The sequence below is a fragment of the Vibrio sp. HDW18 genome (genome assembly GCF_011306175.1).
GTDB classification, from domain to species: domain Bacteria; phylum Pseudomonadota; class Gammaproteobacteria; order Enterobacterales; family Vibrionaceae; genus Vibrio; species Vibrio chanodichtyis.
Map to the genome: position 1 here is coordinate 1,976,821 of NZ_CP049913.1, position 16,272 is coordinate 1,993,092.

The following is a 16,272-nucleotide window of genomic DNA, read 5'->3' on the forward strand; positions in this document are numbered from 1 at the left end:
ACGATGGATGACCAACAACCTTGTAAATGTCCGCCACCTGGCGCACCGGCTTGGCTTGGCACCTTTGCCGACTTGATGTCATTGCTGGTGTGCTTCTTTGTTTTGCTGCTGTCATTTTCTGAAATGGACGTGCTCAAATTTAAGCAAATTGCAGGGTCGATGAAGTTTGCTTTTGGGGTACAAAATCGTCTCGAAGTAAAAGATATTCCGAAAGGGACCAGCATTATTGCTCAAGAATTTCGTCCCGGGCGTCCTGAACCAACGCCGATTGATGTGATCATGCAGCAAACCATCGACATCACCCAGCAAACGCTTGAGTTTCAAGAGGGGGATGCGGATCGTGCGGGTGGCAATCAGCGCGATTTGGGGCAAATGACAGGGGGACAATCGCCTGACACTGCCACTCAAGATAATCAGAACACCCAGTCAGAGCCGCAATCTCAAATCATGTCTGAGCAGATGGAGATTGTGGCTGAAAGCATTAAAAAAGCGTTATCGCGTGAAATCGAACAAGGCGCGATTGAGGTTGAAAATTTAGGTCAACAAATCGATATTCGGATCCGCGAAAAAGGTGCTTTCCCAGAAGGTTCGGCATTTTTGCAGCCCAGATTCCGTCCATTGGTGCGACAAATTGCCGATTTAGTGAAAGATGTTCCTGGCAAGGTGCGTGTGACTGGGCATACCGATAATCAAAGGCTCGATTCTGAATTGTATCGTTCAAACTGGGATCTTTCCGCTCAGCGCGCGGTATCGGTGGCGCAAGAAATGGAAAAAGTGAAAGGTTTTGACCATTTACGATTACAGGTGCGTGGTTTAGCCGATACTCAGCCACTGGGTCGCAATGATAGCGAAGCGCAACGAGCGCTCAACCGACGGGTCGAGATTAGTATTTTGCAAGGTGAGCCGCTGTTTAGTGATGAAGTTCCATCACGTGCAGTAGCGCGCTAGGTAGGTGGATCACCATAAGGCAAGTCGTATGACTTGCCTGGTTGATGGGCATTTCTCTACACTAGAGGATCGTGTATAATCGCGCCCCTTTAGCGGTAAGCGCCTCAGTGCGGCTTACCTGCAGCTTGGCAGATTGTCTAACTCAGATTGCGAATAACCTTATGAAATTTATCGTCAAACCCCATCCGGAAATTTTTGTGAAAAGTGAATCGGTGCGTAAGCGTTTCACAAAGATCCTTGAAAGCAATATTCGAATTATTGTGAAAGCCCGCACACAAGGGGTAGCGGTATTCAATCGTCGCGATCATATCGAAGTGACCTCGGCCAGCGATACCTATTATGCGGAAGTGCTGGAAATTTTGACCACCACGCCTGGTATTCAGCAAGTTTTGGAAGTGCAGCAATCGACCTTTACCGATTTGCATAACATCTATGAACAGGTGCTTGAGCTTAATCGAGCCAATATCGAAAACAAAACCTTTGTGGTGCGTGCTAAGCGTCGTGGCAAGCACGATTTTACCTCAATTGAACTTGAGCGTTATGTCGGGGGCGGCCTCAATCAAGCGGTGGCCAGTGCCAAAGTGAAACTGACCAATCCAGACGTGACGGTTCAAGTTGAAGTGGCTGATGATCTACTCAACCAAATCATCGCTCGTTATAAAGGTTTGGGCGGCTTCCCGCTCGGTACCCAAGAAGATGTGCTGAGTTTGATCTCTGGCGGTTTTGACTCAGGTGTGTCGAGCTACCTACACATTAAACGCGGTTCAAAAGTGCATTACTGCTTCTTCAATCTTGGTGGCCCAGCTCATGAAATTGGCGTCAAGCAAACCGCTTACTACTTGTGGCAGAAATACGGTTCATCGGCCAAAGTGCGGTTTATTGCGATTAATTTTGAGCCGATCGTGGCTGAAATCTTAGAAAAGATCGACGATGGCCAGATGGGCGTGGTGTTAAAGCGTATGTTTATGCGCGCCGCTGGTATGGTCGCTGAAAAATTAGGTATTCAGGCTTTGGTAACTGGTGAAGCGCTAGGCCAAGTGTCGAGCCAAACCTTAACCAATCTACGCCATATCGACAATGTAACCGATACGCTGATTTTGCGTCCGCTGATCAACTGGGACAAAGATGACATTATTCGGCTGGCGCGCGAGATTGGTACCGAAGATTTTGCCAAAACCATGCCTGAATTTTGTGGGGTGATTTCGAAAAGCCCTACCGTTAAAGCGGTACAAGCGAAACTTGAGCAAGAAGAAGCGAAATTTGATTTTGCGCTGCTTGAGCAAGTGGTGTACAACGCGCGCCAGATCGATATTCGTGAAATTGGTAAACAGTCGCTGGAACAAGCACCAGAAGTGGAACAGGTTAGCATTGCTGACCAAGCCAATGCGGTGGTGCTGGATATTCGTAGCCCAGATGAAGAGGACGAGAGTCCACTGCAACTGGATGGCGTGACCGTTAAGCACCTGCCGTTTTACAAGTTAGCGACTCAGTTTGGTGATTTAGATCCATCGAAAACGTACTTGTTGTACTGCGCGCGTGGGGTGATGAGCCGTTTGCAAGCCTTGTATTTGCAAGAACAAGGATTTAGCAACGTGAAAGTGTATCGTCCATAAACGTTAGTCATGTTGGTTATCACGCACCGTTTGCTGAGCAGGCGGTGCGTTTTTTTTTGCTGAGTTAACGGGGGTACTCAACGGAATCTGTTTAATGGCGGGAGATAAAAAAACACCGCCCAGAGGCGGTGCTAAAAATTTGACAGACAGGTCAAAAATAAATACAGGAAGTATTTGTTTTGTGGCAGGGATAATTGCACAAAACAGAGGGTAGAAACTACCTAACTCGAAATTCGAGTTTGCAAACACAACATCGCAACAACTAAGCCTATTGATTTACAAAGAAATCAAGCCGTTCAGGCCGCTGTTACGCGGTGAAATATAGATTTTCTCTGGTCGATTAGCAACGGACAAATTATAATGTTTCAGATAAAAAAAACTAATCACTAACCGAGTATCTGTATGTCCAGAAGATTACCTCCTCTCAATTCGTTAAAAGTGTTTGAAGCGGCGGCTCGCCATTTAAGTTTTACTCGAGCCGGTGAAGAATTATTTGTGACACAGGCCGCAGTTAGCCATCAAATCAAAGCGTTAGAAGAGTTTCTTGGCTTGAAATTATTCCGGCGCCGTAATCGATCTTTGCTGCTAACCGAAGAGGGGCAAAGTTATTTTCTGGATATTAAAGATATTTTTGGTTCATTAGCTGAAGCCACAGATAAATTACTTGAACGCAGTGAAAAAGGCGCATTGACTATTAGTTTGCCACCGAGTTTTGCGATCCAGTGGCTAGTGCCGCGCTTGGCGGATTTTAACCAGCAAGAGCCGGATATTGATGTACGGATCAAAGCGGTTGATATGGATGAGGGATCGCTGGCGGATGATGTTGATGTGGCGATCTATTATGGTCGCGGTAGTTGGCCTGGGCTGCGTGCCGATAAGCTATATCAAGAGTTTCTGATCCCGCTCTGTTCACCTGCGTTATTGCTGGGCAATAAGCCGATGGAAAGCTTAAGTGATTTAGCTCATCACACGCTGCTGCACGATACTTCACGCAAAGATTGGAAACAGTTTGCCAAAGAAAATGGTCTCAACAACGTTAATGTTAACCACGGGCCGATTTTCAGCCACTCAACCATGGTGTTGCAAGCGGCGGCGCATGGTCAAGGGGTGGCGCTGGGTAATAACGTATTAGCCCAACCCGAAATGGATGCTGGGCGCTTAATCGCACCGTTTGATCAAGTGCTGATGACCAATAATGCTTTTTATGTGGTGTGCCATGAAAAACAAGCGGACATCGGACGGGTGGCTACATTTCGTGACTGGATGCTGAACAAGGCACGCAGTGAGCAGGTAGAGATCCTGCAGCAAGTGTAGCGATAGGGTGTACTCTCTGCTGGTGCTGGAATTGGGAATGTTGGCGATTGATGTGTAACGCCAAGTATCGGCCAACAGCACAGTGTTAGCTGCTGGAGGGAGCGCTAAAGCGGATCTCTTGTAAGTTAAAGCCAAGTTCAATGTCGGTTTTTAATGTACTGATTTGCTTGCAGATCCGCGCCATCTCAATCTGAGGTTCGAGTTTTTTACGGTATTTATCTGCCAGTTCAGGGCTTAAATACGCCTGTTCAATATCGGTAAACTGGTTCAAAATTTGTTGCGCCGCTTTAGGGCCAATTCCCACGACGCCTGGAATTTGGCTTGAACTGACTCCGGTTAAGCCCCAGTAGTCGGTCAATTGTGCTGGTGCTACGCCAAATTCTTGGGCGATAAACGGTTGATCTAACCAGCGCTGCTGAAAATAGTCTCTAATTTGCAAGGTTGGCGAAAGTAGTTGGCAGTAGCCTTTATCGGTCGAAATGATGGTGACTTTTTGTTGCCGTCCGGCGACTTTACAGGCCAGTGTCGCGATCAAATCATCCGCTTCATCACCTTCGGATAACAGCGAATCAATCCCGAGTTGCCACCACGCATCTTGAATGGTTTCTAATCCTTGCTGGAGCATTTCTGGCATTGGTTTGCGGTTGGCTTTGTAGCTAGGCAGTAATTGAGCGCGCCAGCCACGATCGGCTAGCTGATGATCAAATACCGCGATCATATGGCTCGGTTGAGCTTCATTAATAATGCGTTGCAGTGTGCGAGTGGTGGTGTGTACCGTTCGGGCGATGTCATTGGGATCAGGCTGTGCAGAGTGTACACGGCGGATCAAATTAAGTGCATCAATAATAACCAGGTGAAGGGACATAACCAGCAATCAACAACAATAAGGGCTTATCAGGCCCTTATTGTAATCAAAACCCGCCAGATTACGAATCTGAATTTGAGCTCATCGCCTTGCTTGGTAGGATTATGTGAGCGGGATTTGCTGATCTTTACCCTCTAGAGCACGATTTTATAGCATGGCTGATAGGCGGTACCACCCGGTAATTTCATGCGCTGTTGAGTGACAAAATCATTGAGTAGCTGATCCATTTTCGCCATCAATTGTGGATCGCCATGCATGGTAAAGGGGCCGTGGCGTTCTATCTCGCGGATCCCTTCCGCTTTGACATTACCCGCTACCACGCCAGAAAAAGCACGCCGTAAATTGGCGGCTAATATTTCTGGAGGCTGGCTTAAATGTAAATCGAGACTAGCCATGCTGTCATGATTGGGTTCAAATGGCAGTTGAAATTCAGGCTCAATTTTAAGTGACCAGTTAAAACTGTAAGCATCGTCTTTGCTTTTCCGATGCTCACGTACCTGCGGCATAGCATGACTCATTATCCGAGCTGCTTCGGCTGGATTATCAATCACAATGTGGTAGTGTTTACGCGCTGCTTCACCCAAAGTCTCAGTGATAAATTTATCTAAAGAATGGAAGTAAGCTTCACTCTGCTTGGGGCCGGTTAACACGATTGGCATCGGTTGATCGGCATTGTCCGGATGCATCATGATGCCAAGGATATACAACAGCTCTTCGGCGGTGCCCGGCCCTCCTGGGAAGATAATAATCCCGTGTGCCATGCGCACAAAGGCCTCTAAGCGCTTTTCAATATCGGGCATGATCACCAGTTGATTGACAATTGGATTCGGCGGTTCCGCAGCAATAATCGAAGGCTCGGTTAAGCCAAGGTAACGATAGGCTAAATAGCGTTGCTTGGCGTGACCAACCGCGGCGCCTTTCATCGGGCCTTCCATGGCTCCTGGGCCACAACCGGTACAGATATTGAGCTCACGTAGTCCTAATTCATGGCCGACCTCACGGGTATATTGGTATTCGACCGGATTGATTGAATGGCCGCCCCAGCACACCACTAAATTAGGCTCAATTCCAGGGGCTAGCACCCCAGCATTGCGCAAAATACCAAATACTAGGTTGGTGATATGAGTGGTATTGGTTAAGTTAAGCCGCTGACTATCGGCTAAGTGCATATTGATGTACACAATATCGCGCAGCACCGCAAATAAGTGCTCTTGAATACCTTTGATGATTTGTCCATCAACAAAAGCGTGTTCAGGGGGATTAACCAGCTCAAGCTTAATGCCGCGTTCGCGGCGCATGACGGTGATGTCAAAATTTTTATATTTATCGAGTAGTTCTCTAGAGTTATCGGTATGGCTGCCGGAGTTGAGCACCGCAAGGCTACAGTTACGGTAGAGCTGATACAGATCGCTAGACGCAGTTTTTTTCAGGCGTTCGACTTCGAGTTGAGAAAGCAGATCCATACTGCCGGCTGGGCTGACTTGAATAATCATAGTGTCCTCCTTCAACCTAAGGTTGAGGCGTGCGAATATTATGCGTTTATTTCCAAGCCAACTGGCTAGAACCACTGCTTTTGGCTTGGTTTAAGGTCAGATTTAATCGATCGAGTACAGTTTCTGGAGTGTCGGAATCGGCAAAACGCAGACAGGCGGCTGAAACCGTAATGGTCAAATTTTTATCGCGGAATTTAAATGGCAATTTCGAGACGTTAAGCTGAATTTGATGAATGATTTGATAGCTGTCGCTATCTGAGCGCTCAGGCATTAAGACCATAAATTCTTCACCGGCAAAACGCGCCACAGTATCACCATCACTCAGCTCTTTTTTGATGGTGCGCGCAATAATGGTTAACGCTTTATCACCTGCGGTATAACCAAAGCTGTCGTTGATCGATTTGAAGTTATCGATATCAAATAGCACAATTCGAAAATTGTGCTGACCACGGATCCAACGGCGGTATTCGTGTTCGAGCCGTTCAGTAAAGTAGCTCCGATTATAGATCTTAGTTAAAGGATCTAACTGTGCTCGTAACGCTTGTTCTTCCAGTCGGTGGTGATAATTCTGCGCCAAATCCGACAAGGCGGCCATTTGATCTTTGCTGTATAACATCCGTTCGAACAGGGCTTGCTCACGCTGTTCAGCTAAATGCAAGCGTTCAGTCAGTGAGGTCATTTCGCGTAGCAAAGGGGTCATTTTCTGCTTAAGTTGTGCGATATCGGTTTGTTCGGCGAGGGTGGTTTGGCTACGTGACACTAAGTTGCCTAGTTCACTATTCATCTGTTGGCGATGGATGAGATAATTTTGGCTCTGCTCTAGATTTTGGGTGACACTTTTGAGGTTGTTGCCAACCGAGAGATTGACTTGTTCTAAGAAGGCTTGGGCCGATTTCCGTTCCATCTGGCTGCCATTCACCACCAAACGCAGTACTTCAAGGGTTAATTCAAGCAGAGTGTGAGGATTGACACCGAGCAGAAGTTTAGAGCGAATATCATTCAATTGCTCGCCAGATTCACCATTAAAATCAAGTTCAGTGATCAACTGTTGCAGATCGATACACAAGCGATCGAGTAACTCACGATCCGCTGACCGAGCGATGTCACTTTGCGCCAAATTGGGATTGATGGATTGGATTTTGACCGCGCGTTGGTAGATGTCCAACAAGCGCAGTGCTTGTTCGGTTTTTTCTTGCGGTTGGGCTGCGCTAAAGCTGAGCAGATCGCGCAGATCGCGTTTGATTTTGGGTGGCAACCCAGCCACGCGCAGCAGGGTTTCTGCGCTGTGTTGTAATTGGCGATCTAGGTGATGGTGATGTTTATCCATGGCAAGTGACCGTTGTTTCAACATGCGTTCCAGCACCGCCAATTGAGGGATCAGTTCGCTGATGTCTTGTGGCTGCTGTAATGCATAGCTAAGCTCATCTAAACTTTGGTTTAGCTCATGGCTACCTCGATAGTGGTTAGCCAATGAAGATACCACGCGTTTAAGAACCTGTTGTTCTCGGTTAAATTTGAACGACGTGTCCCTTTGGGTCAGACGGACTTGCTCTAACTGAGATTTAAATTTGTCAAGCTCTGCTTGAAGATCGTGTTCTAGAACGCCCATGTACAACAAACTAGATAGTAGAGGATCAATGCTGATCCTATTTATTAATTCATCGATAATAACAAATATTTTCTCAAGGTCACTGAATGTTTATGTCGACTGGGCAGCATTTAGCCATCTTTTAGTCATCTTTTAACAGTTTTTTGATATTGTCCTCATTCTGTGAGGAAGAGTGAACTTTGATTAGCCCTTGATTGATGGCGTGTTTGCAAGCAAGCCGAATATTTCCAGAAGCAAAACAGGCTGCGGGTGCATTTTCAATCGCTTTAAAATACACCCAGTGACTTTGACCTTCGCTTAGGCTTAATTCACGGGCGATATGGGTCGCCATCAATAAAATATCCAGCAATTCTTTATCATTAATTGCGGTATAAGCGCGCGGTAAAAATGGATAATCGACAATCCCCATCCGAATGATTGGATTTAGCTTACGATTAGCGGCAAATTCATTCATCCATAATTGAATCTGATTGAACAGTGTTTCCGGAGCGCTTTTTTGTTCACCACTTTTCTCGATATAAAGTAGGCTTGCATCAGAAAAATGGTACAGCCGATTCGGCTCTTTGATTTTCTCTCTCAGGAATTGTCCAAAAGCGTGCTCTAATTCTAAACCTGCACTGTAACCGTTTTGCAGGTACATATTACGCATAAAAGGAAAATCGATTAGCGCGAAGCGTAACCGGTCATTCAGCGGTTGGTGGATTAACTCACCGAGCTGCCATTGTTCATAGTTATGGTGGCTTTTTTCTAATGAACTGGGCAGCTTGGCATGCAGCATACGTAGGTTATTGAGCTGGGATCGCGAGTGAGTAAATAAGGTGTCGTGTAGCTCTGAAATTTCATCTTGCTGACGTTGCATAATATAGCCACGTCGCCAATTTATCATCAACATCACTAAGGTGATCAGCAGTAAGAACAGGGCAATTTTACGTAGCTGAGTAAATTGGTTTTGGATCTCTTGTAGCTGTTTTTCTTGCCCGACTAAATGCAAGGTTTGTTCGATAAATTCCCGTTGTTGGCGGAAAGCATCTTCACTAATTTGGTTGAGTTTATTTTGTCGTTTTTGTGCCAAGGCTTGGCTTTGTTTAAAGGCCGCTAGGGCTTGGTTAGCGGAACCACTTTTTTCATAACCGAGTGACAGTAAGCGATAAGCTTGCTCTTGTAGCTGATCATCTTGCAAAGATTGACCTATGGCTAAGGCTCTTTCTGCGTAGCGAATTACATCTTGAGCCATTTTTTGATAATAAGCCAATCCGGAATGCAGTAATGCGACATGTCCATTTAAGCGCGGAGCATCGGTCAGAGCCAGTAACTCTTCTGCGCTGGTTAAATATTGTTCGGCGATCGAGTAGTTGTAGAGCTGTAAATAAGTTGCGGCCAGTTTAATGCGTATTTCAATCTCATCATTAAGCAATGCACGATGATTTTGATGATCGATGACATTAAAATAATGCACTAAAGCTAAGTTGTATTTTCCTTGCTGATAGTAAATATCACCCATCTGTTTCAGCACTAAAGGCAAAAAAGGTGATTGCTCGTAGCGACCGTAAAAATCGGCGGCTTGTGAGAAATGATCTAGTGCTTTATCTAAAACTTGCCGATTGAAAAAAAGTTGACCAAGTCGGGTATTGGATTTGGCCAATAATACCCCTGAGTTATTTTCAATCGCACTCCAGTATGCGACTAAAAACTCAGACAGCGCTAGGTTATAGCGTTCATGGTTGAGATGATGCTCGCCCAATTTGAGGTGATATTCAATCGCCGGTTTCTCACTGGTTAAGGTGTCAAGATACGGCTTTAATTGGGCGAAGAGTTTATCCGCCACCTCTACTTGATTGGCTTTTGAGGCAATTTCCGCTTGCAGCAAGGTAATTTTATAATTAATGCTCTTGGCGATTTGATCCGCATTTTCGATCTGTCGATACTGAGCGGTGATCTGTTCGAGTCGTTGCTGCGCATGCTGTGCATCGCCATCGGTTTGCCAAGCAAGACGAGTGCTGAGCAGTTGTACCTCCAGTCGCAAATAGGGCAATTGATACTGTTCGGTAAGCGCTTGAGCATCGATTAGGATCAATTGTGCTGATGGATGATCCGCTAGGTTATCTAACGCTTGCGCGAGAATCATCATCGCATCGACACTGCTGCTCGGAGTGCGCATTCGGCTGTCTGGTTCATCACGGGCAATAGCCGCCGGATGATTTTCGATTTTTTCGGCTAAATGGCGCTCATTGAGATATTGCTGGGCTATTTTTTTCGCTTGCAAAGGTGAGATTTCAACTAAGCCATCGGCTTCATTCAGCATCGGTGAAGTGTAAATCGCTGCTTGTAGTCCAGTTGCGAGCAGCATGCCCACCAGAGTCAGCCAGTGTAGAAATCTCATCCTAGATTGCTTCCTTATTGTCGTGCCATACGGCGATTATCTGTTGGCGCAGCTTGATAGTTAGATCGGAATGGGTTGATATCAAGTCCACCACGCCGTGTATAGCGCGCATAAACGGTTAAGGTTTCTGGCTGGCAGTAGCGCATAATATCAGTAAAAATCCGCTCGACGCATTGTTCATGAAATTCGTTATGTTCGCGGAAAGAAACCAGATAACGCAGTAAAGCTTCGCGGTTAATTTGTGTGCCGTGATAAGCAATTTCAACACTGCCCCAATCGGGTTGATTGGTGATCAGACAGTTGGATTTGAGCAGGTGGCTGTGCAGTATCTCGTTGACTACCTCACCTTGAGCCGCGCCTTGTAATAGGGTGTGATCAAACTGGTAATCTTGAATCTCAATATCTTGCTCATCGATGCATTCACCCTGCAGGGTGGCAATTGGTTCGGCAGTGTAGTGGGTCAGCGGCTGCACTTTGACGGTTACCGTTTCTCCAGCACAGGCGGAAAGATCACGTATCAGTTGTGCAGTCACCTCATCCCAATTGGCAAAGCGGGTCTGGTTATAGCTATTAAGATAGAGCTTAAACGATTTGGATTCGATCAGATTTGGGCTGGTAGCAGGGATCGCCACTTCTCCGATCGCCACTTGTGGCAAACCGTTTTGATTAAGCCAAGAGAGTTCATACAGCGTCCAGATATCACAGCCCTGAAAGGGCAGTTGGCTGCCAAGCTGCAGAACATCACGGTTTAAGCTACGCGGTACCGCTTGCAATAGGCTTGGATCGTACTGGTTGGCATACTCGGTGGTTTTACCCAGTGTCAGGCCTGCCAGTGCTTTGGCATCGGAATATTTGCTCATGTTTTTCAGTCGATTCAATTAGAATATGCAGAATTTTACGCAATCCCAGTGCCAGTGTCATTAATTAGGCGGCGCAAACTCTACATGGAGATGATGATGACGCACAGCGTTGTACAAGCCCTACGCGATTTTAGCCAACGTTTTTTACAACAATCGCAACAGCAAACCGGTCAGTTACCCATAAGCCATGATCTTTTGGGATTGGCTTCACCCTGTGTGGTGGAGACGCTGGGGGATGCAGTGCGTTGGCAACCAGTCAGTCGCGCTGCATGGGCCGATTTTACGGCGATGGAGCGGGCGATTGAGCTCTCTTTGCATGAAGACAGCAAAGCCTTTTATGCCAGTCAGTTTAGTGCGGATATGCCTGCGCGGTGGCGTGGTCGAGCATTGATACTGCTGCAAGTCTGGAGTGAGGAGGATTTCACCCGTCTGCAAGAAAATCTGCTGGGGCATTTGGTCATGCAGCGCCGCTTAAAACAGCGCCCTACGGTGTTTATTGCCACTACAGATGATGAGATGGCGGTGATTGCCGTGTGCAATGTGACGGGCAATGTGATCCTTGAAAAACTCGGCACTACTCAGCGCGAAGTGTTGAGCGTGGATTTGGCGGAATTTTTACAACAACTTGAACCCGTGGTGAATTGAGATGTACGTGGTTGAATTGGAATTTGAGTGTTTTGATAACACCACCATTAGCGCGGTGGATAAAGCGATCAATGGACTGATGGATGCGCTACGCTATAACGGTCAAGTGTTGGGGCGTGAGTTTCCGATTGTGCTCGGCGATGGAGTCTTTTATCTGCGTGCGGTATGCCCAGAAAAGGAGAGCCTGCACCCTAAGTTTCATTCGCAATATGTTGAGCGCTGCGTGAGCCGCTTAAGTGAAGCCGGTTTGTTAGCCCCAAAAGTGCGGCTATTAGGGCTGGATATTAACTCTGAGCAAGCCGCGGAAACCGATACGCCAAGTTGGCAGATACTCTATACCACTTATGTACATACTTGCTCGCCGCTGCGCAGTGGCGAAAGTTTATTGCCGATCCCTCTTTATCGTCATCCTCCCACCTTCAATGGCGATCATAAAGCGGTGATCAAATGGCAAACCGAATGGCAAGCGTGTGATGAGCTACAAATGGGTGGCGCGTGCCAAGCTGAGCATGCCGCTTTACATGAAATCTGCGATGTAGGCAGTGATTTATTTCGTCGTGGGCGAGATTTGTGTGGACGGATTGAATTTCTGACCCAAGTGCCGACCTATTACTATCTGTATCGTGTTGGTGGCACCAGTCTCGCCGATGAACAGGCGCGTGTTTGCCCTCAATGTGGTGGCCAATGGTTACTTGATGAGCCGTTGCACGATATTTTCCATTTTCGTTGTGAGTCGTGCCGAATTGTCTCTAACATTTCATGGGATCATTTGAAATAACGCTGGCCCCGTATTTTGTTACCATCCCTAAATTACGGCCTTGCGCGGGGGATGGTTTTAGCGAGCCGGTGGGGTAGAAGAGGTTGCTGGCTAGATTGATAGCATGAAAAAAGGTTGGCGCGTTGCCAACCTTTTGATGTTTTCCAATGCATGCTCAGTCAGTGGATGCTTTTCCGATGCATGCATTACGACATAGTGATCACCAACCTTGCACCGATCCACCTTGGAAGATTTCTGCCGCCGCTTTAGCAACTTCATCGGTTTGGTAAGCTTTCTTAAAGTTTTGCACATTTTCTGCGTTGACGTTGGCTTCACGTGCAACCAGCAAATTGACGTATGGCGACTCTTTATCTTCCACGAAGATCCCATCTTTCTCTGGGGTCAGATTAATTGAGCTGGCGTAAGTGGTATTGATGATTGAGAGTGCGACATCATCCAATGAACGAGGCAGTTGCGCCGCATCTAGCTCTAGGATCTCGAGTTTCTTTGGATTGGCGATGATATCACGCACTGTGGCCAGCAAGCCCACCTCTTCACGCAGTTGCAGTAGACCTTGTTGTTGCAGTAGCAGCAGCGCACGGCCTAGGTTGGTTGGGTCATTCGGTACCGCAATGCGTGCGCCATCTTGTAGCTCATTAAGTGAAGTGATCCGCTTTGAGTAAGCCGCAATCGGATAGACAAAGGTGTTACCAACAATTGCTAGTTTGTAACCGCGATCGGCGATTTGTTTGTCGAGATAAGGTTTATGTTGGAATGCGTTGGCATCGATGGAGCCATCATCCAGTGCTGCATTGGGGGTGACGTAGTCGGTAAACACCACTAATTCGACATCTAAATTGTATTTTTCTTTGGCGATTTTTGCTGCCACTTCAGCAACTTGGGCTTCCGCTCCTGCGATAACGCCAACTTTGATTTTGTTGTTATCAACCACTTTCTCACCACAGCCAGCTAGGATCAGGCTTGAGGCAGCTGCGGCGATAGTCAGTAAATGTTTCAGGTTAAACTTCATGATGAACTCCTTGTTCAAACAGACGGTAATTAGGGGTTATCGATGATCAACTCGGCGAACCAGCGCATCACCGATGGATTGAATAACTTGTACCAGTACGATCAGCATCACTACTGTGACTGCCATGATGGTGATTTCATAGCGATGGAATCCATAACGGATCGCGACATCACCTAAACCGCCGCCACCGACCGTGCCCGCCATTGCCGAATAACTGACCAGCGTAACTAAGGTAATGGTCACAGAGTTGACAATGGTCGGCAGCGCTTCAGGCAGCAGCACTTTACGAATAATTTGTAGTGGCGTTGCTCCCATCGATTGGGCTGCCTCCACCAAGCCGGTTGGTACTTCCAGCAGCGCATTTTCAATTAAGCGCGCCACAAATGGGATCGCACCAATCGTAAGCGGCACAATGGCGGCGGTAGTACCAATGAAGGTTCCTACTAGCAGCTTAGTGACGGGAATGATCGCTACCATCAATACCAAAAATGGTACCGAGCGACCGATATTCACTACCGCGCCTAAGATTCGGTTCAACGGGCGGTGCTCCAGTAAACCGTGCTGCTTGGTTGTGTGCAGGATCACACCCAATGGAATACCGACCGCAAAGCCGACCACACCAGCAATCGTCACCATATATAGGGTTTGCCAAGTGGCGGTCAGTAATAAATCGCTATTTAGCGTAAGCCATTGAGTCAGAGTATTAAAGGACATAACCGAGCACCTCGACTTTTACGTTGTTATCGCGCAGATATTCAATCGCAGCTTGGTCGTCATCCGCATTACCAAAAATTTCTGCCACCAGCATGCCAAATTTCACGCCACCGGCATAATCCAGATCGGAGCTGAGGATGCTGACATCAATATTGTATTTACGGGCAATTTGCGTCATTAGCGGCGCATCAACCGTGGCGCCGGTAAACTCCAAACGCACTAAGGGATAGCTACCGGCCACGCGGGTTGGCTGCAGGCGAGCTTGGTAGTCGTCCGGAATCGACAAATCTAAAGTTGAGCGAATAAATTGGTGGGCTAAGGCGGTTTTGGGATGGGCAAAAATATCGCCTACGCTACCTTTTTCGACCAATTCTCCATCACCAATGATCGCCACTTGATGACAGATGCTTTTCACCACATCCATCTCATGGGTGATCAGCAAAATGGTCAGGTTAAGTTGGTGGTTAATTTCTTTCAGCAGCTCAAGAATCGATTGAGTGGTAGCGGGATCCAGCGCGCTGGTCGCTTCATCACACAGCAGCACTTTCGGATTGCAGGCTAAAGCGCGCGCAATCGCTACCCGCTGCTTTTGACCTCCGGACAGATTGGCCGGGTAACTGTCGTGTTTTTCCGCTAGCCCAACCAAAGCGAGTAATTCTGTCACTCGGCTTTTGATGTAAGCTGGCGCTTGGCCGGCTAACTCTAGAGGCAGTGCCACGTTAGCAAACACAGTGCGTGATGAAAGCAGATTAAAATGCTGAAAAATCATGCCGATATTACGGCGAGCGGCGCACAGTTGTGAATGGTTCAGCGTGGTTAAGTCAACCCCATCGATGATGACTTGGCCACTGGTGGGTTGTTCTAGCATATTGACGCAGCGGATCAGGGTACTTTTGCCTGCGCCAGAGGAGCCAATTACCCCAAAAATGGTACCTTGTGGGATCAATAAATTAATATCTTTCAGCGCGTGAATTGGCTTCTCACCCTGATAAAACACTTTATTGACGCTTTTTATCTCAATCATGTGTCACCCTGAACTGCATCAAGCAGAATAATCTTTTGGTCTTCCTTATTGGTTAATGATGCTATGAGCTTGGCTAATTGAAGTCAATAGATATTTTTACGTCTAGACGTCCAAACGTGCTCGATGGTTAGATGAGAAAGTAATTAGATAGTGATGAAAAAAATAAAGCGTGCAATAATTTGCGGCAAATGAGTTAAACGAGAAAGCATTTTGGCTAAACCAGCAGTATTTCTAGACCGGGATGGGGTGATCAACGTTGATCACGGTTACGTGCACGATGAGCATGATTTCCAATTCATTGATGGTGTGTTTGAAGCGACCGCCGCTTTGCAACGCATGGGATACTTATTGGTGTTGATCACCAATCAATCCGGTATTGCGCGTGGCAAGTTCAGTGAAGAGCGTTTCATCTCTTTAACCCAGTGGATGGACTGGAACTTTGCTGATAATGGTGTTGAGTTTGACGGTATTTATTACTGTCCGCACCATGCTGAACACGGTATAGGGCAATACCAAGAAGATTGTGATTGTCGCAAACCCAAGCCAGGGATGTTTTTATCGGCGCGTGATTTCCTCAAGATCGACATGGCTAACTCGGTGATGGTCGGTGACAAAGCGGAAGATATGATGGCGGCCGAGGCGGCTGGCGTAGGCACGAAAATTTTAGTGCGTACCGGCAAACCGGTGACCGAGCAAGGTGAAGCACTTGCAACGGTGGTGCTGGATAGCATTCGTGATGTGCCACATTATTTGCTGCGAGTAAAAAAGTAACATAAAAAGTCATATAGTGATCGGTCAGGCTGGTTTAGCCTGATTGATCAAGTATACGATAATAAGCCGCCGACTAATCAATAGTGGTGCGATAGCAATAAAAAATAGCAATAAAAAAGCCAACTCGATGAGCTGGCTTTTTTATGTATCAACAGAATATGGTGGAGGGGGACGGATTCGAACCATCGAAGGCGGAGCCGGCAGATTTACAGTCTGCTCCCTTTGGCCACTCGGGAACCCCTCCAGGGT

At 47.0% G+C, this 16,272-nt stretch carries 14 protein-coding genes and 1 tRNA gene; 6 read left to right on the plus strand and 9 right to left on the minus strand.

The genetic code is table 11. The annotated features are described in order from the left end of the window. Nucleotides 1-3 precede the first annotated feature (3 nt). From G7083_RS09570 to G7083_RS09580, 3 genes are all read left to right on the plus strand, one after another. The gene (locus G7083_RS09570; RefSeq protein WP_166014554.1) at nucleotides 4-948 is read left to right on the plus strand and encodes a flagellar motor protein MotB; all 945 of its coding nucleotides are present in this window, start codon (nucleotides 4-6) and stop codon (nucleotides 946-948) included. Between the two features lie 161 nt (nucleotides 949-1,109). Continuing rightward, nucleotides 1,110-2,561, plus strand: a complete 1,452-nt coding sequence (gene thiI, locus G7083_RS09575) for a tRNA uracil 4-sulfurtransferase ThiI (RefSeq protein ID WP_166014555.1) — start codon at nucleotides 1,110-1,112, stop codon at nucleotides 2,559-2,561. Between the two features lie 402 nt (nucleotides 2,562-2,963). Beyond that, nucleotides 2,964-3,875 (plus strand): transcriptional regulator GcvA, encoded by a 912-nt coding sequence (locus G7083_RS09580; protein ID WP_166014556.1) that lies wholly within the window; start codon nucleotides 2,964-2,966, stop codon nucleotides 3,873-3,875. An 85-nt stretch (nucleotides 3,876-3,960) separates the two neighbouring features. Here G7083_RS09580 and xni read toward each other — a convergent pair whose 3' ends face one another. The 5 genes from xni to queF all read right to left on the minus strand — a co-directional run bounded on the left by xni (nucleotide 3,961) and on the right by queF (nucleotide 11,082). Continuing rightward, entirely contained in the window at nucleotides 3,961-4,740 is a 780-nt protein-coding gene (xni, locus tag G7083_RS09585; RefSeq protein ID WP_166014557.1) for a flap endonuclease Xni, read from the minus strand. 134 nt (nucleotides 4,741-4,874) lie between these two features. Next, a complete protein-coding gene (ppnN, locus tag G7083_RS09590; protein WP_166014558.1) occupies nucleotides 4,875-6,233 on the minus strand; it encodes a nucleotide 5'-monophosphate nucleosidase PpnN in 1,359 nt (452 codons plus the stop codon). A gap of 46 nt (nucleotides 6,234-6,279) precedes the next feature. Continuing rightward, complete coding sequence (locus G7083_RS09595) at nucleotides 6,280-7,842, minus strand: GGDEF domain-containing protein (protein ID WP_166014559.1); 1,563 nt, start codon at nucleotides 7,840-7,842, stop codon at nucleotides 6,280-6,282. 121 nt (nucleotides 7,843-7,963) lie between these two features. Further along, nucleotides 7,964-10,222, minus strand: a complete 2,259-nt coding sequence (locus tag G7083_RS09600) for a tetratricopeptide repeat protein (protein ID WP_166014560.1) — start codon at nucleotides 10,220-10,222, stop codon at nucleotides 7,964-7,966. Between the two features lie 14 nt (nucleotides 10,223-10,236). Then, on the minus strand, nucleotides 10,237-11,082 hold the full coding sequence (queF, locus tag G7083_RS09605; protein ID WP_166014561.1) for an NADPH-dependent 7-cyano-7-deazaguanine reductase QueF: 846 nt from the start codon (nucleotides 11,080-11,082) through the stop codon (nucleotides 10,237-10,239). 96 nt (nucleotides 11,083-11,178) lie between these two features. Here queF and syd point away from each other — a divergent pair, with 96 nt between their 5' ends. Both syd and G7083_RS09615 read left to right on the plus strand, forming a co-directional pair. Further along, nucleotides 11,179-11,727 carry a SecY-interacting protein gene (gene syd, locus G7083_RS09610; protein ID WP_166014562.1) on the plus strand — a complete coding sequence of 183 codons (549 nt, stop codon included), beginning with the start codon at nucleotides 11,179-11,181 and terminating at the stop codon, nucleotides 11,725-11,727. A 1-nt stretch (nucleotide 11,728) separates the two neighbouring features. After that, a complete protein-coding gene (locus tag G7083_RS09615) occupies nucleotides 11,729-12,505 on the plus strand; it encodes a Zn-ribbon-containing protein (RefSeq protein WP_166014563.1) in 777 nt (258 codons plus the stop codon). Nucleotides 12,506-12,704: 199 nt separating this feature from the next. On the opposite strand, the gene metQ is transcribed toward G7083_RS09615, so the two are convergent. Genes metQ through metN form a run of 3 tightly spaced genes read right to left on the minus strand, consistent with a single transcriptional unit; the run spans nucleotide 12,705 to nucleotide 15,252 of the window. Then, nucleotides 12,705-13,514, minus strand: coding sequence for a methionine ABC transporter substrate-binding lipoprotein MetQ (gene metQ, locus G7083_RS09620; protein WP_166014564.1), 810 nt, complete (start codon nucleotides 13,512-13,514; stop codon nucleotides 12,705-12,707). A gap of 36 nt (nucleotides 13,515-13,550) precedes the next feature. After that, a complete protein-coding gene (locus G7083_RS09625; protein WP_166014565.1) occupies nucleotides 13,551-14,228 on the minus strand; it encodes a methionine ABC transporter permease in 678 nt (225 codons plus the stop codon). Then, nucleotides 14,218-15,252, minus strand: a complete 1,035-nt coding sequence (metN, locus tag G7083_RS09630; RefSeq protein WP_166014566.1) for a methionine ABC transporter ATP-binding protein MetN — start codon at nucleotides 15,250-15,252, stop codon at nucleotides 14,218-14,220. Before metN ends, G7083_RS09625 begins: the two co-directional genes overlap by 11 nt. Before the next feature lie 210 nt (nucleotides 15,253-15,462). On the opposite strand from metN, the gene gmhB reads away from it, so the two are divergent. After that, complete coding sequence (gene gmhB / locus G7083_RS09635) at nucleotides 15,463-16,023, plus strand: D-glycero-beta-D-manno-heptose 1,7-bisphosphate 7-phosphatase (protein ID WP_166014567.1); 561 nt, start codon at nucleotides 15,463-15,465, stop codon at nucleotides 16,021-16,023. A 159-nt stretch (nucleotides 16,024-16,182) separates the two neighbouring features. On the opposite strand, the gene G7083_RS09640 is transcribed toward gmhB, so the two are convergent. Beyond that, nucleotides 16,183-16,267 (minus strand) — tRNA-Tyr (locus G7083_RS09640). Nucleotides 16,268-16,272: the final 5 nt, after the last annotated feature.

Bases quoted from the DNA above. Each gene is read 5' to 3' on its own strand.
- G7083_RS09570 (WP_166014554.1), top strand. From the start codon at position 4: ATGGATGACCAACAACCTTGTAAATGTCCGCCACCTGGCGCACCGGCT.
- thiI (WP_166014555.1), top strand. From the start codon at position 1,110: ATGAAATTTATCGTCAAACCCCATCCGGAAATTTTTGTGAAAAGTGAA.
- G7083_RS09580 (WP_166014556.1), top strand. From the start codon at position 2,964: ATGTCCAGAAGATTACCTCCTCTCAATTCGTTAAAAGTGTTTGAAGCG.
- xni (WP_166014557.1), bottom strand. From the start codon at position 4,740: ATGTCCCTTCACCTGGTTATTATTGATGCACTTAATTTGATCCGCCGT.
- ppnN (WP_166014558.1), bottom strand. From the start codon at position 6,233: ATGATTATTCAAGTCAGCCCAGCCGGCAGTATGGATCTGCTTTCTCAA.
- G7083_RS09595 (WP_166014559.1), bottom strand. From the start codon at position 7,842: ATGGGCGTTCTAGAACACGATCTTCAAGCAGAGCTTGACAAATTTAAA.
- G7083_RS09600 (WP_166014560.1), bottom strand. From the start codon at position 10,222: ATGAGATTTCTACACTGGCTGACTCTGGTGGGCATGCTGCTCGCAACT.
- queF (WP_166014561.1), bottom strand. From the start codon at position 11,082: ATGAGCAAATATTCCGATGCCAAAGCACTGGCAGGCCTGACACTGGGT.
- syd (WP_166014562.1), top strand. From the start codon at position 11,179: ATGACGCACAGCGTTGTACAAGCCCTACGCGATTTTAGCCAACGTTTT.
- G7083_RS09615 (WP_166014563.1), top strand. From the start codon at position 11,729: ATGTACGTGGTTGAATTGGAATTTGAGTGTTTTGATAACACCACCATT.
- metQ (WP_166014564.1), bottom strand. From the start codon at position 13,514: ATGAAGTTTAACCTGAAACATTTACTGACTATCGCCGCAGCTGCCTCA.
- G7083_RS09625 (WP_166014565.1), bottom strand. From the start codon at position 14,228: ATGTCCTTTAATACTCTGACTCAATGGCTTACGCTAAATAGCGATTTA.
- metN (WP_166014566.1), bottom strand. From the start codon at position 15,252: ATGATTGAGATAAAAAGCGTCAATAAAGTGTTTTATCAGGGTGAGAAG.